Genomic DNA, 16,893 nt, shown 5'->3' with positions numbered 1-16,893 from the left:
GCCGCCCGTAACTCGACGAGCGTGTCAGCGGGCCGCAGAGCCCGCGCTCCGGCCAATCACAAGATCCAAACAACACGCGTCCGCGCGATCTCTTGCAGTCATCTCCTCATGTCCGCCCCTGACGGTAGCCCATACGATCCGATCGACTCCTTTTCACACGACGCCCCCGCCTCTTCCGCAGCCTCCGCAGCCTCGACCGACGCCGCCGGCAAGGCCGCGCGCCGCGCCGCGCGGCTCGCGCTGCTGGCGCTGGGGGTCGGCGGCTTCGCCATCGGCACCGGCGAATTCGTCATCATGGGCCTGTTGCCCGACGCCGCCAGCGACCTCGGCATCACGATCCCGGCCGCCGGCCATCTGATCAGCGCCTATGCACTGGGCGTGGTGATCGGCGCCCCGCTGCTGGCGGTGCTCGGCGCCCGGCTGCCGCGCCGCACGCTGCTGCTGGCGCTGATGGCGGTTTTCGCCGTCGGCAACTTCGCCAGCGCGCTGGCGCCCGGCTACGGCCCGATGATCGTCGCCCGGCTGCTGACCGGCTTTCCGCATGGCACCTACTTCGGCGTGGCGGCGCTGGTCGCCGCCAGCCTGGTTGGGCGCGAGCGGCGCGCGCAGGCGGTCGGCATGGTAATGCTGGGGCTGACCGTCGCCACGCTGGTCGGGGTGCCGATCGCCGCGGCGATCGGCCAGTGGTTGGGGTGGCGCTCGGCGTTCGCGCTGGTCGGCCTGATCGGCGCGCTGACGGTGTTGCTGGTCTGGCGCTGGGTGCCCTTCGTGCCGGCCGACCGGCACGCCAGCCCGCTGCGCGAACTGTCGGCGCTGGGGCGCAAGCAGGTCTGGCTGACCCTCGGTATCGGCGCGATCGGCTTCGGCGGCATGTTTGCGGTGTTCAGCTATATCAAGCCGACGATGATCGAACTGGCGCATATGCCCGCCAGCGGCATCCCCTTCGTGCTCGCGCTGTTCGGCGTCGGCATGGTGATCGGCAACCTGGCGGGCTCGAAGCTGGCCGACAAGGCGCTGATGCCGACCATCGGCGGCGTGCTGGTCTGGTCGGCGGCCGTGCTCGGCGCCTTCGTGCTGACCGCGCCGCACGCCTGGCTGGCATCGGCCAATGTGCTGCTGATCGGCACCGTGGTTGCGCTCGGACCGGCTCTGCAGATCCGGCTGATGGACGTCGCCGGCGATGCGCAGACGCTGGCCGCGGCGCTCAATCACTCGGCCTTCAACATGGCCAACGCGCTCGGCGCCTGGCTGGGCGGCGTGACGATCGCGGCGGGCCTGGGCTGGCAATCGACCGGCTGGGTCGGCCTGCTGCTGGCGGCGGGCGGCCTGCTGGTCTATTTGCTGTCGCTGTCCGACGCCTCGCGGCGCGGCGCGCCGGCCGCCGCCTGACGATGCGGTAGCCGGCCCTGCCGCGCGGCGTCATCGCGCTGCGCTACCATGGCGCTCCCTGCACTCGAGCCGACGTTCGCACCAGTCAGCGCCATGGAACCAGAACCGATGCCGGCCACCGACGGCCATCCCCTCGCCCCCAACCGCCATCCGGTGTGGGAGGTGTTCGTGGCCTTCCTGCGGCTGGGCCTGACCTCCTTCGGCGGCCCGGTCGCCCACCTGGGCTACTTCCGTCAGGAGTTCGTGGTGCGCCGGCGCTGGTTCGGCGAGCGCGTCTATGCCGATCTGGTCGCGCTGTGCCAGTTCCTGCCGGGACCGGCCAGCAGCCAGGTCGGCATGGCGATCGGGCTGTCGCGCGCGGGCCTTGCCGGCATGTTGGCGGCCTGGGTCGGCTTCACGCTGCCCTCGGCCATCGCGCTGATCCTGTTCGCGCTGACCCTGTCGACGTGGGGCAATGTGCTGCCTGCCGGCATGCTGGCCGGGCTGAAGATCGTCGCGGTCGCGGTGGTGGCGCAGGCGGTCTGGGGCATGGGCCGCTCGCTGTGCCCGGACCGCCCGCGCGCGACGATCGCCGCGGTCGCGGCCTGCGTGGTGGTGCTGGTGCCGGGGGCGCTGGCCCAGGTCATGGTGATGGCGGTGGCCGCATTGCTCGGCCGCGCGATGCTGAAGACCGCGCCGACCGTCGAGCACGACGTGTTGCCGATCGCCATCGGCCGCCGCCTCGGCGCGCTGCTGCTATTGCTGTTCGCCGCATTGCTTGTCCTGCTGCCCCTGGCGGCGCAAGCCTGGGCCGGCCAGGCGCTGGCGCTGATCGATGCGTTCTACCGGGCCGGCTCGCTGGTGTTCGGTGGTGGCCACGTGGTGCTGCCGCTGCTGCAGGCGGCCGTGGTTCCCACCGGCTGGGTCGACAACGACGCCTTCCTGGCCGGCTACGGCGCGGCCCAGGCGGTGCCCGGTCCGCTGTTCACCTTCGCCGCCTTCCTCGGCGCCGCGATGCGGATCGAGCCGAGCGGCTGGGCCGGCGGCGCCCTGTGCCTGGTCGCGATCTTCCTGCCTTCATTCCTGCTGGTCGGCGGCGCGCTGCCGTTCTGGGAACGGCTGCGCCGCAGCCCCCATGCGCAGGGGGCGCTCGCCGGCGTCAATGCCGCGGTGGTCGGCGTGCTGCTGGCGGCCCTGTACGACCCGGTCTGGACCAGCGCGATTCACCGGCCGGCCGACTTCGCGCTGGCGCTCGCGGCGCTGGTGGCGCTGATGTTCTGGAAGCTGCCGCCGTGGCTGGTGGTGCTGGCCTGCGCGTTCGGGGGTTGGGGGTTGTCGCTCTTGCCACTGTGATCCCGCTGTGATCGCGCTGTGATCCCGCTGTGCGCCGATCCCGGCGGATCGAACGCGGCGCCGTTGGCATGCGGCGTGCTTGAACCACGTATGCGGTTGCGCAGCACCGCCAGCCACGCGCCATGTCCTCGCCATCCCACCCCACCCCACCCGACGCCGCGCCCGGCCACGCGCCGGAACCGTCCGACCAGCGGCCCGCCACGCTCGATGCCTGCCGCCGCTGCGACCTGTGGCGCAATGCCACCCACGGCGTGCCCGGCGACGGCCCGACGCCGGCGCCGGTGATGGTGGTCGGCGAACAGCCGGGCAATCAGGAGGACCTCGCCGGCAAGGCCTTCGTCGGCCCCGCGGGCCGGCTGCTCGACGAAGCGTTCGAGAAGGCCGGCTTGTCGCGCGAGTCGGTATTCCTGACCAACGCGGTCAAACATTTCAAATGGGAACTGCGCGGCAAGCGGCGCTTGCACAAGACGCCGGCACAACGCGAGATCGAGGCGTGCGGCTACTGGCTCGAGGACGAACTGGATCGGGTTGCCCCGCGCGTGGTGGTGGCACTCGGTGCGACGGCGCTGAAGGCCGTGCTGGGCGTCAAGGCGACGTCGCTGCGCAAGGTGCTGCGCCAGCCGATCGAGCATGAGGGCCGCACCGTGATACCGACCTACCACCCGTCCTATGCGTTGCGCGTGCCCGATCCCGCGGCGCGCGAAGCGGCCTTCGATGAAATCGTCGCGGCCTTGAAGCTGGCCGCGAAGTTCAGCGGCAAGCGCGCGCGCAAGAGCGCCAGCGGGACGGTGACCAAGCGGACTGCGGCGCCCGCATCCAACGCTGCTCGCAGGCCGCGCGCGCAGCCGGCGCTCAAGCCTCGGCCAGCGGCAAAATCCTAGCGCCCGCCGGCGCCGTCCTCTCCGCCATCGTCGTCCGGCTCGGACTCGGCGCCGCGATCGGTCAGCCAGGGCCGGCCGCGCGTGGGCGGATGGACCGGTACGCGCTGCTGCATCGCCGCCTTGGCCAGCATATGCGCGCTGATCGGCGCGGTCAGGAACAGGAAGGCGGTCAGCAGGATCTCGTGCAGGCTCCAGCCCTCTCCCACGCTGCTGAAGTAGACCACCGAGGCAATTACCACGCCGCCGACGCCGAGCGTGGTCGATTTGGTCGGCCCGTGCAGCCGCATGAAGAAGTCCGGCAGGCGCAGCAGGCCGATCGCGCCGACCAGCGTAAACAGGCTGCCGATCAGCAGCAGCGCGCAGACGATGGCTTCGAGGTAGAACGGCATCGCGGCTCCCTACTTCAGCTCGATGATGTCGCCGCGCTGCAGGTACTTGGTCAGCGCGACGGTACCGATGAACCCCATCACCGCCAGCAGCAGCGCCACCTCGAAGAACTGCGCCGAGCCGAGCCAGATGCCGAACACGACGATCAGCGCGATCGCATTGATGTTCAACGTGTCGAGCGCGACGATGCGGTCCGGCAAGGTGGGGCCGATCAGCAGCCGCAGCAGCGTCAGCAGGAAGGCGATGCCGAGCATCGCCAGCGAAACCGGAATCACGACGGCAAGCATAGGAAGATCTCCCTCAACGGCGCCTCGTAGCGCGACTTGATGCGCGCGATCATCGCGTCCGCATCATCCAGATCCAGCACGTGGATCAGCAGACAGCGGCGGTCGTCGCTCAGTTCGGCGCACACGGTGCCGGGGCTCAGGGACACGATGCTGATCAGCGCGGTCAGCGCGATCTCGTGCTCGGATTCGAGCGGAAGCTCGATGAACGCCGGCTGCAGGCGCGCGCCGCGCACCAGCACCAGCCACGCGACATGCACGTTGGCGACGACGATGTCGACGGCGACGTGCCAGATCAAACGCAGCGCGAGGCCCGGCCGCGCCAGCCGCAGCGGCCGCAGCCACAGCCGCCGCTCCACGCGCAGGCCGATGGCCCAGGCCAGCAGCGCGCCCACCAGCCAGTCGCCCGGCGCGGCGGCATTGCCCAGCAGCAGCCACACCGCGAGCAGCATCGCGCTGAGCCAGGGATGGGGCAACAGGCGCCGCATCATCGTGCCGGCTCCGTCGGCGCGGCCAGCACCGCGCGCGTATAGGCGGCGCGGTCGAGCAGTTGCAGCGCGGTCGCATCCAGATAGCCGGACAAGGGCCGCGCGAACACGACCAGCGCCACGCTGCAGGCCAGCAGCAACGCACAGCAGGCCAGCTTGGCCGCGTCCGGCCGGCGCACCGGCGGCGTACTGGCCTCGGGGCGCGTCACCATGCCGTGCTCATGGGCGGCAGCGGCCGCCGGCCCCTGCCACAGCAGCCGGCTGCCGGTACGGCTGATCGCGACGATCAGCGCCAGGCTCGATACCAGCACCGCCGGCCACAGCACCGCCGCGCCATTCCACTCGCCATGGAGCGGCACCGCCTGCATCAGCATCACCTTGCCGATGAAGCCGGACAGCGGCGGCAGCCCGACCACGGCAATCGCCGCGGCCAGGTACAGCGTGCCGGCCAGCCGCGAAATGCCGCCGCCGACCGGCATCCTGCCCGACCGCATTTCGAGCGAATCGGCCAGCAGGAACAGCGCCGCGGTGCCGACCGTGGTGCTGGCCAGGTAGTACAGCGTCGCGCTCCAGGCCTGCGGCGTCTGGATCGATACGCCGGCGCACAGCAGTCCGACCGACACCAGCACCAGATAGCCGGTCAGCCGTTTCATCGAACGCGCCGCCAGCGCGCCGCATGCTGCCAGCATCATCGTGACGATCGCCAGCCACCACAGCCAGTGGTGCATGAAGGCGCCGAACCAGCTCCGTCCGCCGTCGAACAGCAGGGCGTGGCAGCGCAGGATCGCGTAGACGCCGACCTTGGTCATGATCGCGAACAGCGCGGCCACCGGACCGGCCGCGGCGGCATAGGCGCGCGGCAACCAGAACGACAGCGGAAAGATCGCGGCCTTCAGGCCGAACACCAGCATCAGCATCGCGCCGGCCGCCAGCGCCAGCGGCACCTCGGACGGCGCCAGCCGCGCCAGCCGCTCGCCCAGGTCCGCCATGTTCAGCGTGCCGGTGATGCCGTACAGCACGCCGATCGCCAGCAGGAAGAACGACGAGCCGACCAGATTGAGCACGACGTAATGCAGCCCGGCGCCGATCCGCTCGCTGCCGCCGCCGTGGACCAGCAGCGCGTACGAGGCGATCAGCAGAATCTCGAAGAACACGAACAGGTTGAACAGATCGCCGGCGAGGAAGGCGCCGTTCAGGCCCATCAGCTGGAACTGGAACAAGGCGTCGAAATGCCAGCCGGCGCGGGTATCGCGCTCGCCGGCGCTCAGCACTGACGCCGCGCCGAGCAGCGCCGTCAGCAGCAGCATCAGCGCCGCGAGCCGGTCCAGCTGCAGCACGATGCCGAACGGCGCGGCCCAGTTGCCCAGCGCGTAGACCGCGATGTGGCCGCTGTCCGCCTGAGCCACCAGGTCCGCCGCAATCGGCAGCAGCGCCAGCGTGGCCAGCACGCCGAGCCAGCGCGAACGTGTGCGCCAGCGCGCCGGCATCACCACCAGCAGGCCGGCGCTGAACAGCGGCACCAGGATGGGCAGCAGCATCGCGTGATTCATCGCGCCTCCTCGCTGGCCGGCGATGGCACGGACGGCGCGGCGGTCGGCGCGGCCGCCGGTGCGGCGGCGGGCGCGGACGAGCGCGCGCGCTCGGCATCCTCGGGACGTTCGGGCTCGCGCGGCTGCCCCGGCGCCGACGCCGGATCGGGCGGCTCGTCGCCGTCGACATGATCGCTGCCACGCAAGGCGCGCGAACGCAGCGCCAGCACCATGACGAACGCGGTCATCGCAAAGCCGATCACGATCGCCGTCAGCACAAGCGCCTGTGGCAATGGGTCCGCATACTGCGCGCCGGGCGCGATGATCGGCGGCTTGCCGGTCGTCAGCCGGCCCATGCCGAGCAGGAACAGCGTGACCGCATAGGTCATCAGCGTCAGGCCAAGCACCACGGAAAAGGTGCGCGCACGCAGTACCAGATAGATCCCGCAGGCGGCAAGCACGCCGATGGCGGCAGCAAATACCGCTTCCATCAGGCGGTCTCCGCGATCTCGCGCGCGGCGGCCACCCGCTTGTCGCGCACGCCGAGGTGGGACACGATCAGCAGCACGGTGCCGACCACGGTCAGATAGACGCCGAGGTCGAACAGCAAGGCGGTCGCCAGTTCGATGTCGCCGATCCAGGGCAGATCGAAGTGGCCGAACGTGGTGGTCAGGTACGGATAGCCGAACGCCCAGCTGCCCAGGCCCACCAGCCCGGCGACCAGGATGCCGGCGCCGGCGATCGCGCGATGATGCAGCGTGATGCGCGACTCGGTCCACAGCACGCCGCTGGCGATGTATTGCAGCAGCAGCGCCACCGCGGTGATCAGCGCGGCGACGAAGCCGCCGCCGGGCAGCTGATGCCCGCGCAGCAGCATGAAGACCGCCACCAGCATCGTCAGCGGCAGCATCAGCCGCGCCAGGATCGCGAGCAGCAGCGGATGGCTCTGGCGCGACCACGGCATGTCGTTGGGGCCGGCGGTCGGCGCCGGCAGGCGCAGGCCCTTGAGCAGCGCATGGACGCCAAGGCCGGCAATCAGCAGCACGCAGATCTCGCCCAGCGTATCGAAACCGCGGAAGTCGACCAGGATCACGTTGACCACGTTATGTCCGCCGCCGCCCGGCACGCTGTGCGCGATGAAGAAGTCGGCAATGGTCTGGTGCGGGCGCGTCATCACCGCGAACGCGGCCACGCCGACGGTGCCGCCGCCCGCCAGCGCCAGCGCGGCATCGCGCAGGTGCCGCGCGGTGCCGGCCCGCTCGGGCAGATCGGCCGGCAGGAAGTACAGCGCGAGCACCAGCAGGATGATGGTCACCACTTCGACCGAGATCTGCGTCAGCGCCAGGTCGGGCGCCGAAAAGCGCGTGAAGGCGAGCGCCACCATCAGCCCGCACAGGCTCGCCATCAGCAGCGCCACCACGCGCTGCCGGCGCGCCGCCACCACGGCAATGGCGCCGATTGCCAGCAAGGCCAGGCCGGCCGCCGTGACCGGATCGACGTCCGACAGCGGGGCCGGTCCCTGGGCCCGCTCCAGGTCGAACAGGTAGCGCGCCGGCAGCAGCACCATGGCCGCGATCGCGAAGGCCAGATAGCGCTGCAGCGAACCGTTCTCGAACAGCAGCGCGATGCGTCCGGCGGCGCGCTCGATCCGTTCGATCGCATCCTCGAAGCGGTCGCGCGCGTTCAGCTGCGGCAGCTTCGCGTGATAGTGGCGGAACGAATCGCGGCGCAGGAAGAACAGCGCGCCGCCGGCGGCCATCGACAAGGCGCTCATCGCCAGCGGCAGATTGAAGCCATGCCACGGGCTCAGGCTGTAGATCGGCAGCGGCGCGCCCATGGTGCCGCGCGCGGCCGCATCGAGCAGGCCGCCGATGGTGTGGTTGGGGAACAGCCCCACCACCAGGCACGTGACCACCAGGATCTCGACCGGAATCTTCATCCAGCGCGGCGGCTCGTGCGGCGGGTGGTGCGGCAGGTCGTCGGGCTCGCCGTCGAAGAACACGCCGTGAATGAAGCGCAGCGAGTACGCCACCGTCAGCGCGCCGGCCGCGGTCGCCAGCGCAGGAATGGTCCAGTTGAACGGACCGAGCAGACCCTGCGCCAGCGTCTCGCCGAAGAACATCTCCTTGCTGAGGAAGCCGTTCAGCAGCGGCACGCCCGCCATCGCCAGCGACGCGACGATCGCCAGCAGCGCGGTGTGCGGCATGTAGCGGCGCAGCCCGCGCAGGCGGCCCAGATCGCGCGTGCCGGTTTCGTGGTCGATGATGCCGGCGGCCATGAACAGCGAGGCCTTGAACACCGCGTGGTTCATGATGTGGAACAGCGCCGCCACGGTGCTCAGGCCGGTATCGAGCCCGAACAGCAGCGTGATCAGGCCCAGGTGGCTGATCGTGGAATAGGCCAGCAGCCCCTTCAGATCCCGCTGCAGCAGCGCCATGCCGGCACCGACCACCAGCGTGGCGAGTCCGGTCAGGCTCAGCATGTAGAACCACCAGTCGGTGCCCTCGAGCACCGGATACAGCCTGGCCAGCAGGAACACGCCGGCCTTGACCATCGTCGCCGAGTGCAGATACGCCGAGACCGGGGTCGGTGCCGCCATCGCATGCGGCAGCCAGAAGTGGAACGGAAACTGCGCCGACTTGGTGAAGACCGCGAGCAGCACCAGCACGATCATCGGCGGATACAGCGGGTGTTTCTGCGCGGTGCCGGCGCTGGCGATCACGTCCGACAGCTCCATGCTGCCGCAGATATGGCCGAGCAGCAGCACCCCGGCCAGCAGCGCGAGACCGCCGCCGCCTGTGATCGTCAGCGCCATGCGCGCGCCCTTGCGCGCATCGGAGCGATACGACCAGAAGCCGATCAGCAGGAACGAGACGATGCTGGTCAGTTCCCAGAACACGACCAGCAGCAGCAGATTGCTCGACAGCACCACGCCGAGCATCGCGGCCATGAACAGCAGCAGCAGCGCGAAGAAGCGCGCGGTCGATTGGCTGCGCGACAGGTAGTAGCGCGCGTACAGCAGCACCAGCAGGCCGATGCCCAGCACCAGCAGCGAGAAGGCGAAGGACAGGCCGTCCAGGCGCAGGCTCAGCGCAAGGCCCAGGCCGTCGAGCCATGGCATGCGCCAGGCCAGCACCTCGCCGCTGAAGATCTCGTGCCGTACGCTGGCCAGCAGGGCCAGTCCGATCATCGGCGTGCCGAGCACCAGCGGCGCGGTCAGCGGGCGCAGATGGCGGCCGACCAGCGGCGTCAGCATCGCCGCGCCGAGCGGCAGCGCAATCAGCCACAGCATCACCATCGGTCGTCTCCGGCAGAAGATGCGGGAAGGCGAAGGGAAGGCGGCGGGCCCAGCCGCGCCGAGCATCGTGTGCGCAACATGAGCCTATTGTGCCCCATGACATCGCCATCGCGGGGATTGTTATGTCTGCTCTAAAAATAATTCACATCGAATTGGGACCATTGCACGCGAACCTGCATGCCGCTCCGGTTGTATCACCGCATTCCAAAGAGCGCGGCCATTCGGGATAGCACGAGGTTGGATCGCCCCCCGGCGCCTACATATACTGGCATGCGGCCTGCATCGACGGCCGCACGACGCATCGTCCACGAGCATGCACACGCACCGCGCGGCTACCCCTGCCGCGCGGGACGACCGCACAACACCGAACGGGAGCGGAGAATGGGGATGCTGACTGAAGAACAATACCAAGCCACGCAGGAATCGCGCCGCGCAGGATTGCGCGCACTGCGCGCCGCGCTGCTGAAATCCCACAAGGAGATCATCCAGCACGACCGTAACGAATATGAACGCCTCTATGGCCCGATCCCCGCGGGCCAGTTCGTGCAGATCGTCACCGAGGACAACTATTTCCGCTGGCTCGACCCGCTGTCGCGCCTGATCGTCGAGATCGACGAGGAGCTCGATGGGCCCAAGCACCACGACGGCACCTGCCGCGCGGTGGCCGAGGCCGCGGCGCGGCTGTTCAGCACGCAGGGCGACCCCGCGTTTCGGGAGCGCTACCATGAAGCGCTGCAGGACGAGCCTGCGGTCACCGTGGCGCACGGGCAACTGATGTCGGTAATCGCACAACTGCGCAAGCTGCCGTAACGCGCGCGCAAGACAAGACGCGGGAGCCGTGCGGCTCCCGCGTTCATTTGCACGGACCTGCGATCAGCCGGTGCGTGCGCCCTTGCCGCCCTCCTTGCCAGGCCGGCCTGCGCTGTCGTCCTTGTCGGGTTCGACCGCGATCGGATCGCTGGCCGGGAACGTTTCCTCGAGCGCCTCGTCGAGATTGCGCTCGGTTTGATCCTCGGCCGCCCCACCCTTGCCTGGCTGGCCGGAGCGGGGGCCCGCCGTATCGGGCTTCCCGGATTTGTCAGGCGTGTCCGGCTTGTCGGGCTGGCTCATCGTCTGTCTCCTTCTCGTGGCAATGGCCGGGGCCGGTCAGGTCGCGCGATAGCGGTTGCGCAGGTCGCGCACCAGGTCATGGTTGCGCAGCACGCCGTGATACTGGCGTTCGATCAGCGCGCGCACTTCGAAGCTCAGATCGTCGTGCTGCAGGGCGTCCGCGTATTTCTTCTTGGCCACGTCCTCGCCGCGCTCGCACTCTTCCAGGATCGACAGATCGGTGCGGTTGGCGACCGCGCTGCGCAGGCTGACCCAGCCGCGGTGCAACGCGCCGGCCACGCTGCCGCCCTCTTCCGGCCGGCCGCCCAGCGCGATCACCTGCGACTGCAGCTCGCGGATGGCGGCGCCGATCTCGGTCGCGCGGCTGGTGAACAGTTCCTTCAGCTCAGGATTGGTGGCATCCTCGGCGGCCTTCAGAAAGCCTTGCTCGCCGTCGCGCGACACCTCGATCAGATCGTTGAGCACATCGACGTTCTTGTCTGCCATGGCGACTCCTCGTTATCGTGATGCCGCCGCATGCCGCGGCGGCGGTTGCAGGACGTATGCAGCGAGGCTGCAATACGGCGCGCACCGCAAGCGGTGCGTCCATGCCTTCACGATAAGAGAAGCGGCGGGCGGGGACTGTAAGCAGGCAACCCGAGAAGCTGTCGGCCGATGCCTACAGGGTTGGCGCAGCGTTGCTGCAGCGGTCTCGCGGGGCCTGTCGACCGGATCGACGGCGTGCCGTCAGTCGAGCAGATGCCCGAGCCGGACGCGCTTGGTCGCCAGGTATTTTTCGTTCTCGGCGTTGGCCGGCACGCTGTGGCGTACCTGTTCGAGCACCGTGATGCCGGCCTCTTCGAGCTGCTGCCGCTTGCGCGGATTGTTGCTCATCAGCCGGATCGATTTGACGCCCCATTGGCGCAGCAGATCGGCGGCGAAAGCATAGGTGCGCGAGTCGACCGCCTGTCCCAGCGCCAGATTGGCGTCGACGGTGTCCAGCCCGCCATCCTGCAGGCTGTACGCGCGAATCTTGTGGCCCAGGCCGATGCCGCGGCCTTCGTGGCCGCGCAGATACAGCAGGATGCCGCGGCCCTCGGCGGCGATGCGCTCCATCGCCAGGGCCAGCTGCTCGCCGCAATCGCAGCGGCACGAACCGAATACGTCGCCGGTCAGGCATTCCGAATGCAGCCGCGTCAACACGCCCTCGCCGGCGATGTCGCCGACGCTGAGCGCCAGGTGTTCCGTCCCGCTGGTCGCGCCCTTGAAGGCGTGAGCGGTGAACTCGCCGAAGCGGGTCGGCAGCCGTGCCGAACCGATCAGCGTGATTTCCGTGTCGTTCATATCATCTTGCCAATGCGTGTGCGCCGGATGCCGTGGCGGCGGGCGGGAGTCCCGGGAGTCCGCTGCCGGCCTGGTGATGCCTGCCGATGGCCCCTTCCGGGGCGGCGCCTGACGGCAAGGATACCGCGAATCGGAAACGGGCCGCCGAAGGCCCCATGCCGGGGCCCTTCCCCGTGCGCGCTCTCCGGCGCGCTACAGGATCGGCGCGAACAGCTTGGCCACATGCATCGCCACGCGGCGCGGCGCCGGCGCGCCCAGGTACTCGTCGCGGCCGATCTCGCGTGCCTGGGCAAAATCGGCCAGCAGCATTCCCTCCACCTGGCCCGCGAAGGCGCGATCGGCCGTCATCACGGTCAGCTCGAAATTGAGCCGGAACGAGCGATTGTCGAGGTTGGCCGTGCCGACCGCGGCCAGCTCGTCGTCGATCAGCATCACCTTCTGATGCAGGAAGCCCGGGAGATAGCGGTAGATGCGGATGCCCGCGCAGATCGCCTGGTAGGCGTACAGCGTCGAGGCGGCGAACACCACCTTGTGGTCCGCGCGTCCCGGCATCAGGATGCGCACGTCGACACCGCGCAGCACCGCGAGCCGCAGCACCGCGAACACCGCCTCGTCCGGCACGAAGTACGGCGTCGTGATCCACAGCCGCCTGCGCGCGGCCTGGATCGCCTCGACGAAGAACAGCGAGCAGGTCTCCTGCGAATCGGCCGGACCGCTCGGCACCACCTGGCACACCATCGCGCCGGCCGGCTCGGGCGGCGGCAGCAGCAGCGTCGGCACCTCGCGCGAGGCCCAGTACCAGTCCTCCGCGAAGGTCATCTGCAGGTCCAGCACCGCGGGGCCGCGCACTTCGATATGGGTATCGCGCCAGGGCGCCAGCGGCGGCGTCCGCCCCATGTATTCGTTGCCGACATTGTGGCCGCCGAGGAAAGCGCGCTCGCCATCGACGACCACCAGCTTGCGGTGATTGCGAAAGTTCAGCTGAAAACGATTGACGAAGCCGCGGTGCGGCGCGAACGCGCTGACCTTGACCCCGCACTCGGCCATGCGGCGAACGTAGTGGCCGGGCAAGGCGTGGCAGCCGATGCTGTCGTACAGAAAATAGACCTCGACGCCAGCGGCTGCGCGTTCGCACAGCAGCGCCTGCAGCTCGCGCCCCAGCTCGTCGTCATGGACGATGAAGAACTGCACCAGCGCGACGCGGCGCGCGGACTTCAACGCGGCGAAGATCGCCGCAAAGGTGGCCTGTCCATCGACCAGCAGTTGCACATGATTGCCGGACAGGCAATGCAGTCCGGTCAGCCTTGGCAGCGCGCGCAGGCCCGGATGGTCGGGTTGCCGAACAATGCAGGCCTCGCGCTCTTGCGGCTCCATGCCGTGGCGCAGCTCGCGCATCTGCTGGCGGTAGAAGCGGCGCGCATTGACATAGCCGACGAAATTGCTGCTGCCGAATACCAGGTACGGCACCAGCGCCAGATACGGTATCAACAGCAGCGAGCCGGCCCAGGCAATCGCGCCGGGCGCAGTCCGGACCGTCATCACGGCATGCATCGCGGCGAACACGCCGACTATGTGGAAACACAGGACAATCGTCGCGACAACGCTGGTGCTCGGTAACATCGGCTGCCATCCGCTGCGGAATCCGGTTGAACGATGAACAGTGAACGCTGAACTGCCGCGCATTGTGGCATAGGCCATCCACATCGCGGCCGTCCATGTATGCGACATGGCCGCGCCGAGGGGCCGGCGCGGCCTTTGCAATTTTGCGTTTGCATTTTTTTTAGGCAGTCCGATGGCGCGACGCGCCGGCGCGCGCCTGGCGCCCTGCCCGGTCGGGTTATCCACACAATCTGTGGATAACCCGAACACCCGTTCGCGAGCCGGCTTGCATGACGGCGCCGCACCGGACGGTCAATGTGAACGCCCTTCGGGCGGCTCCTCCGATGGAGCGGAAGCGGCCAGCGTCGCCGCCAGATCGACGACCGCGAAACCGGTCGGATCCTTCTTGGCGTCGCGCTTGGCGGCGGCCGCGGCGGCCGCGATATGGCTGCTGCCCAGGCGCCAGCCGTCGGTCTCGGCGCGTGCGGCACCGTGCGCCACGCGGACCGCGCCGATGGCCATGCTGACCATCGGAAAGAACGCGGTGCGGCCATGGCGGTCCTCGCCATGGATGCCCCCTGCCGCGCGGTCGTCCGCGTCGTACAACTCGCGCGCGGCGCGGTTGAAGCGCGCGATCGCGCCGCGCGCGCGCTGGCTCCAGTCCGCGCTCTGGTACAGCACCAGGAAGTCGTCGCCGCCGACATGGCCGAGGAAGTCGCGCACTGGATCGCAGGCATCGGCCAGGATCGCGGCCGCGCCCTTGATCATCTCGTCGCCCTTCCAGTAGCCGTACTGATCGTTGAAGGGCTTGAAATGGTTCAGGTCGACATAACAGGCGCAGAACGCCGCGCCCGCATCGAGCAGCCGGTCGACATGCTGGTTCAGCGGGATGTTGCCCGGCAGGAAGGTCAGCGGATTGGCATAGCGCGCCGCCTCCATGCGGATCTCGGTGACGGCGCGGATCAGGTCCGCGCCGGTGCCCAGCCCGGCATAGCGACCGCCGTCGGTAATGATGAAGCCGTCGGCCAGATAGCGCTGGTTGCCGCTGGCCAGGCTCTTGGCCATGGTCTCGATGGTGGCGCCGCGATCGAAGCAGACCGGCTCGCGATGCGCCATCAGGATGCAGGGCTTCTTGCCGTACAGCTCGCGATGAAACGGCGCGGCATAGCGGTCGATGAAGCTCTGCCGGTTGATGATGCCGATCGGCTTGCCGTCAGCGTCGAGTACCGCCAGCGCATGCAACCCCGGGTGAGCGTGGAACAGCGCCAGCACCTCGTTGTTGGTCTGCTCCGGTCGCACCGTCGGCGCGCGCCGCAACAGCTTGCCCGCATTCGGGCCGCTCCAGCCCGAACGCACCACCTGCGGAAACACCGCGATCTGGCGCGACTCCAGCGCCTGCACGACGTCCTGCGGCGGCGCCTGCGACGGCTCCGGCGATGGCCGGCCGAGCAGATAGCCCTGGCCGAACGGCACGCCAAGATCGCGCAGCACCGCGAGCTCCTCGTTGTCCTCGATGCCTTCGGCGATCACGCTGGTGCCCAGCGCATCGGCCAGGCTCAACACCGTGCGCATCAGTTCCAGCCGCCGCGAGCAAGAGGCCACGCCGTGCACCAGCGACTTGTCCAGCTTGATGAATTGCGGCGTCAGCTGGACCAGCAGATCCAGATTGGCATGACCGGTACCGAAGTCGTCCAGCGCATAGCGCAGCCCGAGATCGCGCAACACCGCCATCGCATCGGCGAACGCCGCCATGTCGCCGATGCGGGTCTGCTCGGTCAGTTCGATCACCACGCGCGCCGGCGTCACGGTGTTCGCCAGCAGCGCCGTCATGCCGCGGCCATGGTCGGCCAGCAGCTGGCGCAGCGTCTGCGGACTGAAATTGACGAACAGCAGCCCGGGCAGCTGCAGCTCGGCGAAGCGCGTGAGCGCGGCGCGGGCCGCCTGCATTTCCAGCGCCATCGTGTCGGCGGGGCTGACGGCCAGCCGGAACAGCGCTTCGGGCGAGGCCAGCGGCGAGCCCTCGGGCCCGCGCAGCAGCGCCTCGTACCCGAGCAGATCGGCCGATTCGAAGCGCACGATCGGCTGGAAGACGGCGCGCAGCGGCGGCAGACGCATCGGCGCGGCCGCTGCGCCGGATTCGATCACGGCAACGGACATGGGGATCTCGACAACGGTGGCAAGGACGCCGGGATGCACGCGGCGGCGGCGTTTGGTGGCTTGGCGCCCGGCAAGGCAGCCTATTTCATGACAGTCATATGACCGCCATATGACAACCCCGCCGCATGGCGGGACGTCACGGCAACGTCACATCCCGTCGCCAGCATGGGGCCCAAAACAATCAAACAACCATTGACGGGCGCCGCGTGCGGCGGGGGAAAACCATGTTTCAAGGGTTCAGAACGGGTTGGCCGCGTTGGCGGTCGAGGTTCGGCCTGCGGTCGACGGCAGGCAACAGCATCGCAGCGGTGATGGACCCCGCTGCCATGGCAGGGGCAGCGGAAAGGACGGCGGTCGCCGACGCATCGTTGCCGGACCCTGCGCCGGCGTCTTCCACCGGCCGACGGCTGCGGCGCCTGCCGCTGGCCGCGCGGCTCGGCACCGCGTTCGTGCTGGTCTACCTGTTCGGCGCGGCGGCCGCGGTCAGCGGCATCGTCAATCTGGTCGCGCTGAAGGACAAGACCGACACGCTGTACCAGCGCGACATGCGCGGCGCGGTGGCGGCCGAGCGCGCGCAATCGGCGCTCGCCGGGCTCGGACATGCACAGCTGGCGCTGACGATGGCCACCAGCACGGCCGAGCGCGATACCGCGGCCCAGCAGATCGCGCAGGCGCTGCAGACACTGGACACCACGCTGGCCGGCGTGGCCCACGCCGCGCCGGATCAGGCCGAGGCACTGTCGCGCGAGCGGGCCAGTGCCGCTCAGTTGATGCAGGGCTATGTCGAACTGCTGCGCAAGCAGCCGCTCGACGCGCTGCAGTTCGACAGCGCGGTCTCCGTCGAGGGCCACTTCGTCGCCGAACAACTGGCCAGGCTGGGCACGCAGATCGAGCAGGCGCGCGCCCGCCTCGAGAAGCAGGCTGCCGATACGGTGGCCTCGGTCTCGTCGAGCCAGGCCCGCGCGCAATGGATCACGATGGCGATGCTGGCGGCGAGCCTGGCCGCCGCCGCGGTGCTGGCCTGGCTGGCCGCCCGCGCGCTGCTGGCCGAGCTCGGCGGCGAACCGCGCGAAGCGGCCGACGCGGCGCGGCGCATCGCCGCCGGGGACCTGACCG

At 69.4% G+C, this 16,893-nt stretch carries 14 protein-coding genes and 2 pseudogenes; 5 read left to right on the top strand and 11 right to left on the bottom strand.

The features are described 5' to 3' along the window. Positions 1-108: 108 nt before the first annotated feature. From F7Q96_RS08685 to F7Q96_RS08675, 3 genes are all read left to right on the top strand, one after another. Entirely contained in the window at positions 109-1,389 is a 1,281-nt protein-coding gene (locus F7Q96_RS08685) for an MFS transporter (RefSeq protein WP_082371719.1), read from the top strand. A 108-nt stretch (positions 1,390-1,497) separates the two neighbouring features. Further along, entirely contained in the window at positions 1,498-2,721 is a 1,224-nt protein-coding gene (gene chrA / locus F7Q96_RS08680) for a chromate efflux transporter (RefSeq protein ID WP_151022553.1), read from the top strand. Positions 2,722-2,843: 122 nt separating this feature from the next. Further along, positions 2,844-3,602: a UdgX family uracil-DNA binding protein gene (locus F7Q96_RS08675; protein WP_151022490.1), complete on the top strand. Its 759-nt coding sequence runs from the start codon at positions 2,844-2,846 to the stop codon at positions 3,600-3,602. Here F7Q96_RS08675 and F7Q96_RS08670 read toward each other — a convergent pair. The 6 genes and pseudogenes from F7Q96_RS08670 to F7Q96_RS08645 form a co-directional block, all read right to left on the bottom strand. Further along, the gene (locus tag F7Q96_RS08670) at positions 3,599-3,991 is read right to left on the bottom strand and encodes a Na+/H+ antiporter subunit G (RefSeq protein ID WP_053823732.1); all 393 of its coding nucleotides are present in this window, start codon (positions 3,989-3,991) and stop codon (positions 3,599-3,601) included. The two genes, F7Q96_RS08675 and F7Q96_RS08670, sit on opposite strands and share 4 nt — an antisense overlap. A gap of 9 nt (positions 3,992-4,000) precedes the next feature. Continuing rightward, positions 4,001-4,276, bottom strand: coding sequence for a K+/H+ antiporter subunit F (locus F7Q96_RS08665; protein ID WP_053823731.1), 276 nt, complete (start codon positions 4,274-4,276; stop codon positions 4,001-4,003). Beyond that, the gene (locus F7Q96_RS08660; RefSeq protein ID WP_053823730.1) at positions 4,261-4,764 is read right to left on the bottom strand and encodes a Na+/H+ antiporter subunit E; all 504 of its coding nucleotides are present in this window, start codon (positions 4,762-4,764) and stop codon (positions 4,261-4,263) included. Before F7Q96_RS08660 ends, F7Q96_RS08665 begins: the two co-directional genes overlap by 16 nt. Then, entirely contained in the window at positions 4,761-6,311 is a 1,551-nt protein-coding gene (locus F7Q96_RS08655; RefSeq protein ID WP_151022488.1) for a monovalent cation/H+ antiporter subunit D, read from the bottom strand. The genes F7Q96_RS08660 and F7Q96_RS08655 overlap by 4 nt, the downstream gene beginning before the upstream one ends. A 149-nt stretch (positions 6,312-6,460) precedes the next feature. Then, positions 6,461-6,781, bottom strand: a pseudogene (locus tag F7Q96_RS08650) (Na+/H+ antiporter subunit C); the annotation flags it as partial. After that, entirely contained in the window at positions 6,781-9,588 is a 2,808-nt protein-coding gene (locus F7Q96_RS08645; protein WP_053823728.1) for a monovalent cation/H+ antiporter subunit A, read from the bottom strand. The gene F7Q96_RS08645 and the pseudogene F7Q96_RS08650, both read right to left, overlap by 1 nt. Before the next feature lie 381 nt (positions 9,589-9,969). Here F7Q96_RS08645 and F7Q96_RS08640 point away from each other — a divergent pair, with 381 nt between their 5' ends. Next, a complete protein-coding gene (locus tag F7Q96_RS08640; RefSeq protein WP_043437284.1) occupies positions 9,970-10,398 on the top strand; it encodes a hypothetical protein in 429 nt (142 codons plus the stop codon). Between the two features lie 63 nt (positions 10,399-10,461). On the opposite strand, the gene F7Q96_RS08635 is transcribed toward F7Q96_RS08640, so the two are convergent. The 5 genes from F7Q96_RS08635 to F7Q96_RS08615 form a co-directional block, all read right to left on the bottom strand. Next, positions 10,462-10,698 carry a hypothetical protein gene (locus F7Q96_RS08635; protein WP_053823727.1) on the bottom strand — a complete coding sequence of 79 codons (237 nt, stop codon included), beginning with the start codon at positions 10,696-10,698 and terminating at the stop codon, positions 10,462-10,464. A 36-nt stretch (positions 10,699-10,734) separates the two neighbouring features. Beyond that, positions 10,735-11,184, bottom strand: coding sequence for a PA2169 family four-helix-bundle protein (locus F7Q96_RS08630; RefSeq protein WP_053823726.1), 450 nt, complete (start codon positions 11,182-11,184; stop codon positions 10,735-10,737). Positions 11,185-11,424: 240 nt separating this feature from the next. After that, positions 11,425-12,021 carry a GTP cyclohydrolase II gene (gene ribA, locus F7Q96_RS08625; RefSeq protein WP_053823725.1) on the bottom strand — a complete coding sequence of 199 codons (597 nt, stop codon included), beginning with the start codon at positions 12,019-12,021 and terminating at the stop codon, positions 11,425-11,427. Positions 12,022-12,213: 192 nt separating this feature from the next. Beyond that, positions 12,214-13,641 (bottom strand): cardiolipin synthase, encoded by a 1,428-nt coding sequence (gene cls / locus F7Q96_RS08620; RefSeq protein WP_053823724.1) that lies wholly within the window; start codon positions 13,639-13,641, stop codon positions 12,214-12,216. A 291-nt stretch (positions 13,642-13,932) separates the two neighbouring features. Further along, complete coding sequence (locus F7Q96_RS08615; RefSeq protein ID WP_053823723.1) at positions 13,933-15,777, bottom strand: EAL domain-containing protein; 1,845 nt, start codon at positions 15,775-15,777, stop codon at positions 13,933-13,935. A gap of 326 nt (positions 15,778-16,103) precedes the next feature. On the opposite strand from F7Q96_RS08615, the pseudogene F7Q96_RS08610 reads away from it, so the two are divergent. Further along, positions 16,104-16,893 (top strand): annotated as a pseudogene (locus F7Q96_RS08610) (methyl-accepting chemotaxis protein); the annotation flags it as partial.

The sequence above is a fragment of the Cupriavidus gilardii genome, from assembly GCF_008801915.1.
Lineage (GTDB): Bacteria > Pseudomonadota > Gammaproteobacteria > Burkholderiales > Burkholderiaceae > Cupriavidus > Cupriavidus gilardii.
Note: the sequence above shows the minus strand (reverse complement) of the source record. Positions and strands in the feature narration are given on the sequence as shown.

Coding starts and splice junctions, on each gene's coding strand:
- F7Q96_RS08685 (WP_082371719.1), top strand. CDS start 109: ATGTCCGCCCCTGACGGTAGCCCATACGATCCGATCGACTCCTTTTCA.
- chrA (WP_151022553.1), top strand. CDS start 1,498: ATGCCGGCCACCGACGGCCATCCCCTCGCCCCCAACCGCCATCCGGTG.
- F7Q96_RS08675 (WP_151022490.1), top strand. CDS start 2,844: ATGTCCTCGCCATCCCACCCCACCCCACCCGACGCCGCGCCCGGCCAC.
- F7Q96_RS08670 (WP_053823732.1), bottom strand. CDS start 3,991: ATGCCGTTCTACCTCGAAGCCATCGTCTGCGCGCTGCTGCTGATCGGC.
- F7Q96_RS08665 (WP_053823731.1), bottom strand. CDS start 4,276: ATGCTTGCCGTCGTGATTCCGGTTTCGCTGGCGATGCTCGGCATCGCC.
- F7Q96_RS08660 (WP_053823730.1), bottom strand. CDS start 4,764: ATGATGCGGCGCCTGTTGCCCCATCCCTGGCTCAGCGCGATGCTGCTC.
- F7Q96_RS08655 (WP_151022488.1), bottom strand. CDS start 6,311: ATGAATCACGCGATGCTGCTGCCCATCCTGGTGCCGCTGTTCAGCGCC.
- F7Q96_RS08645 (WP_053823728.1), bottom strand. CDS start 9,588: ATGGTGATGCTGTGGCTGATTGCGCTGCCGCTCGGCGCGGCGATGCTG.
- F7Q96_RS08640 (WP_043437284.1), top strand. CDS start 9,970: ATGGGGATGCTGACTGAAGAACAATACCAAGCCACGCAGGAATCGCGC.
- F7Q96_RS08635 (WP_053823727.1), bottom strand. CDS start 10,698: ATGAGCCAGCCCGACAAGCCGGACACGCCTGACAAATCCGGGAAGCCC.
- F7Q96_RS08630 (WP_053823726.1), bottom strand. CDS start 11,184: ATGGCAGACAAGAACGTCGATGTGCTCAACGATCTGATCGAGGTGTCG.
- ribA (WP_053823725.1), bottom strand. CDS start 12,021: ATGAACGACACGGAAATCACGCTGATCGGTTCGGCACGGCTGCCGACC.
- cls (WP_053823724.1), bottom strand. CDS start 13,641: ATGTTACCGAGCACCAGCGTTGTCGCGACGATTGTCCTGTGTTTCCAC.
- F7Q96_RS08615 (WP_053823723.1), bottom strand. CDS start 15,777: ATGTCCGTTGCCGTGATCGAATCCGGCGCAGCGGCCGCGCCGATGCGT.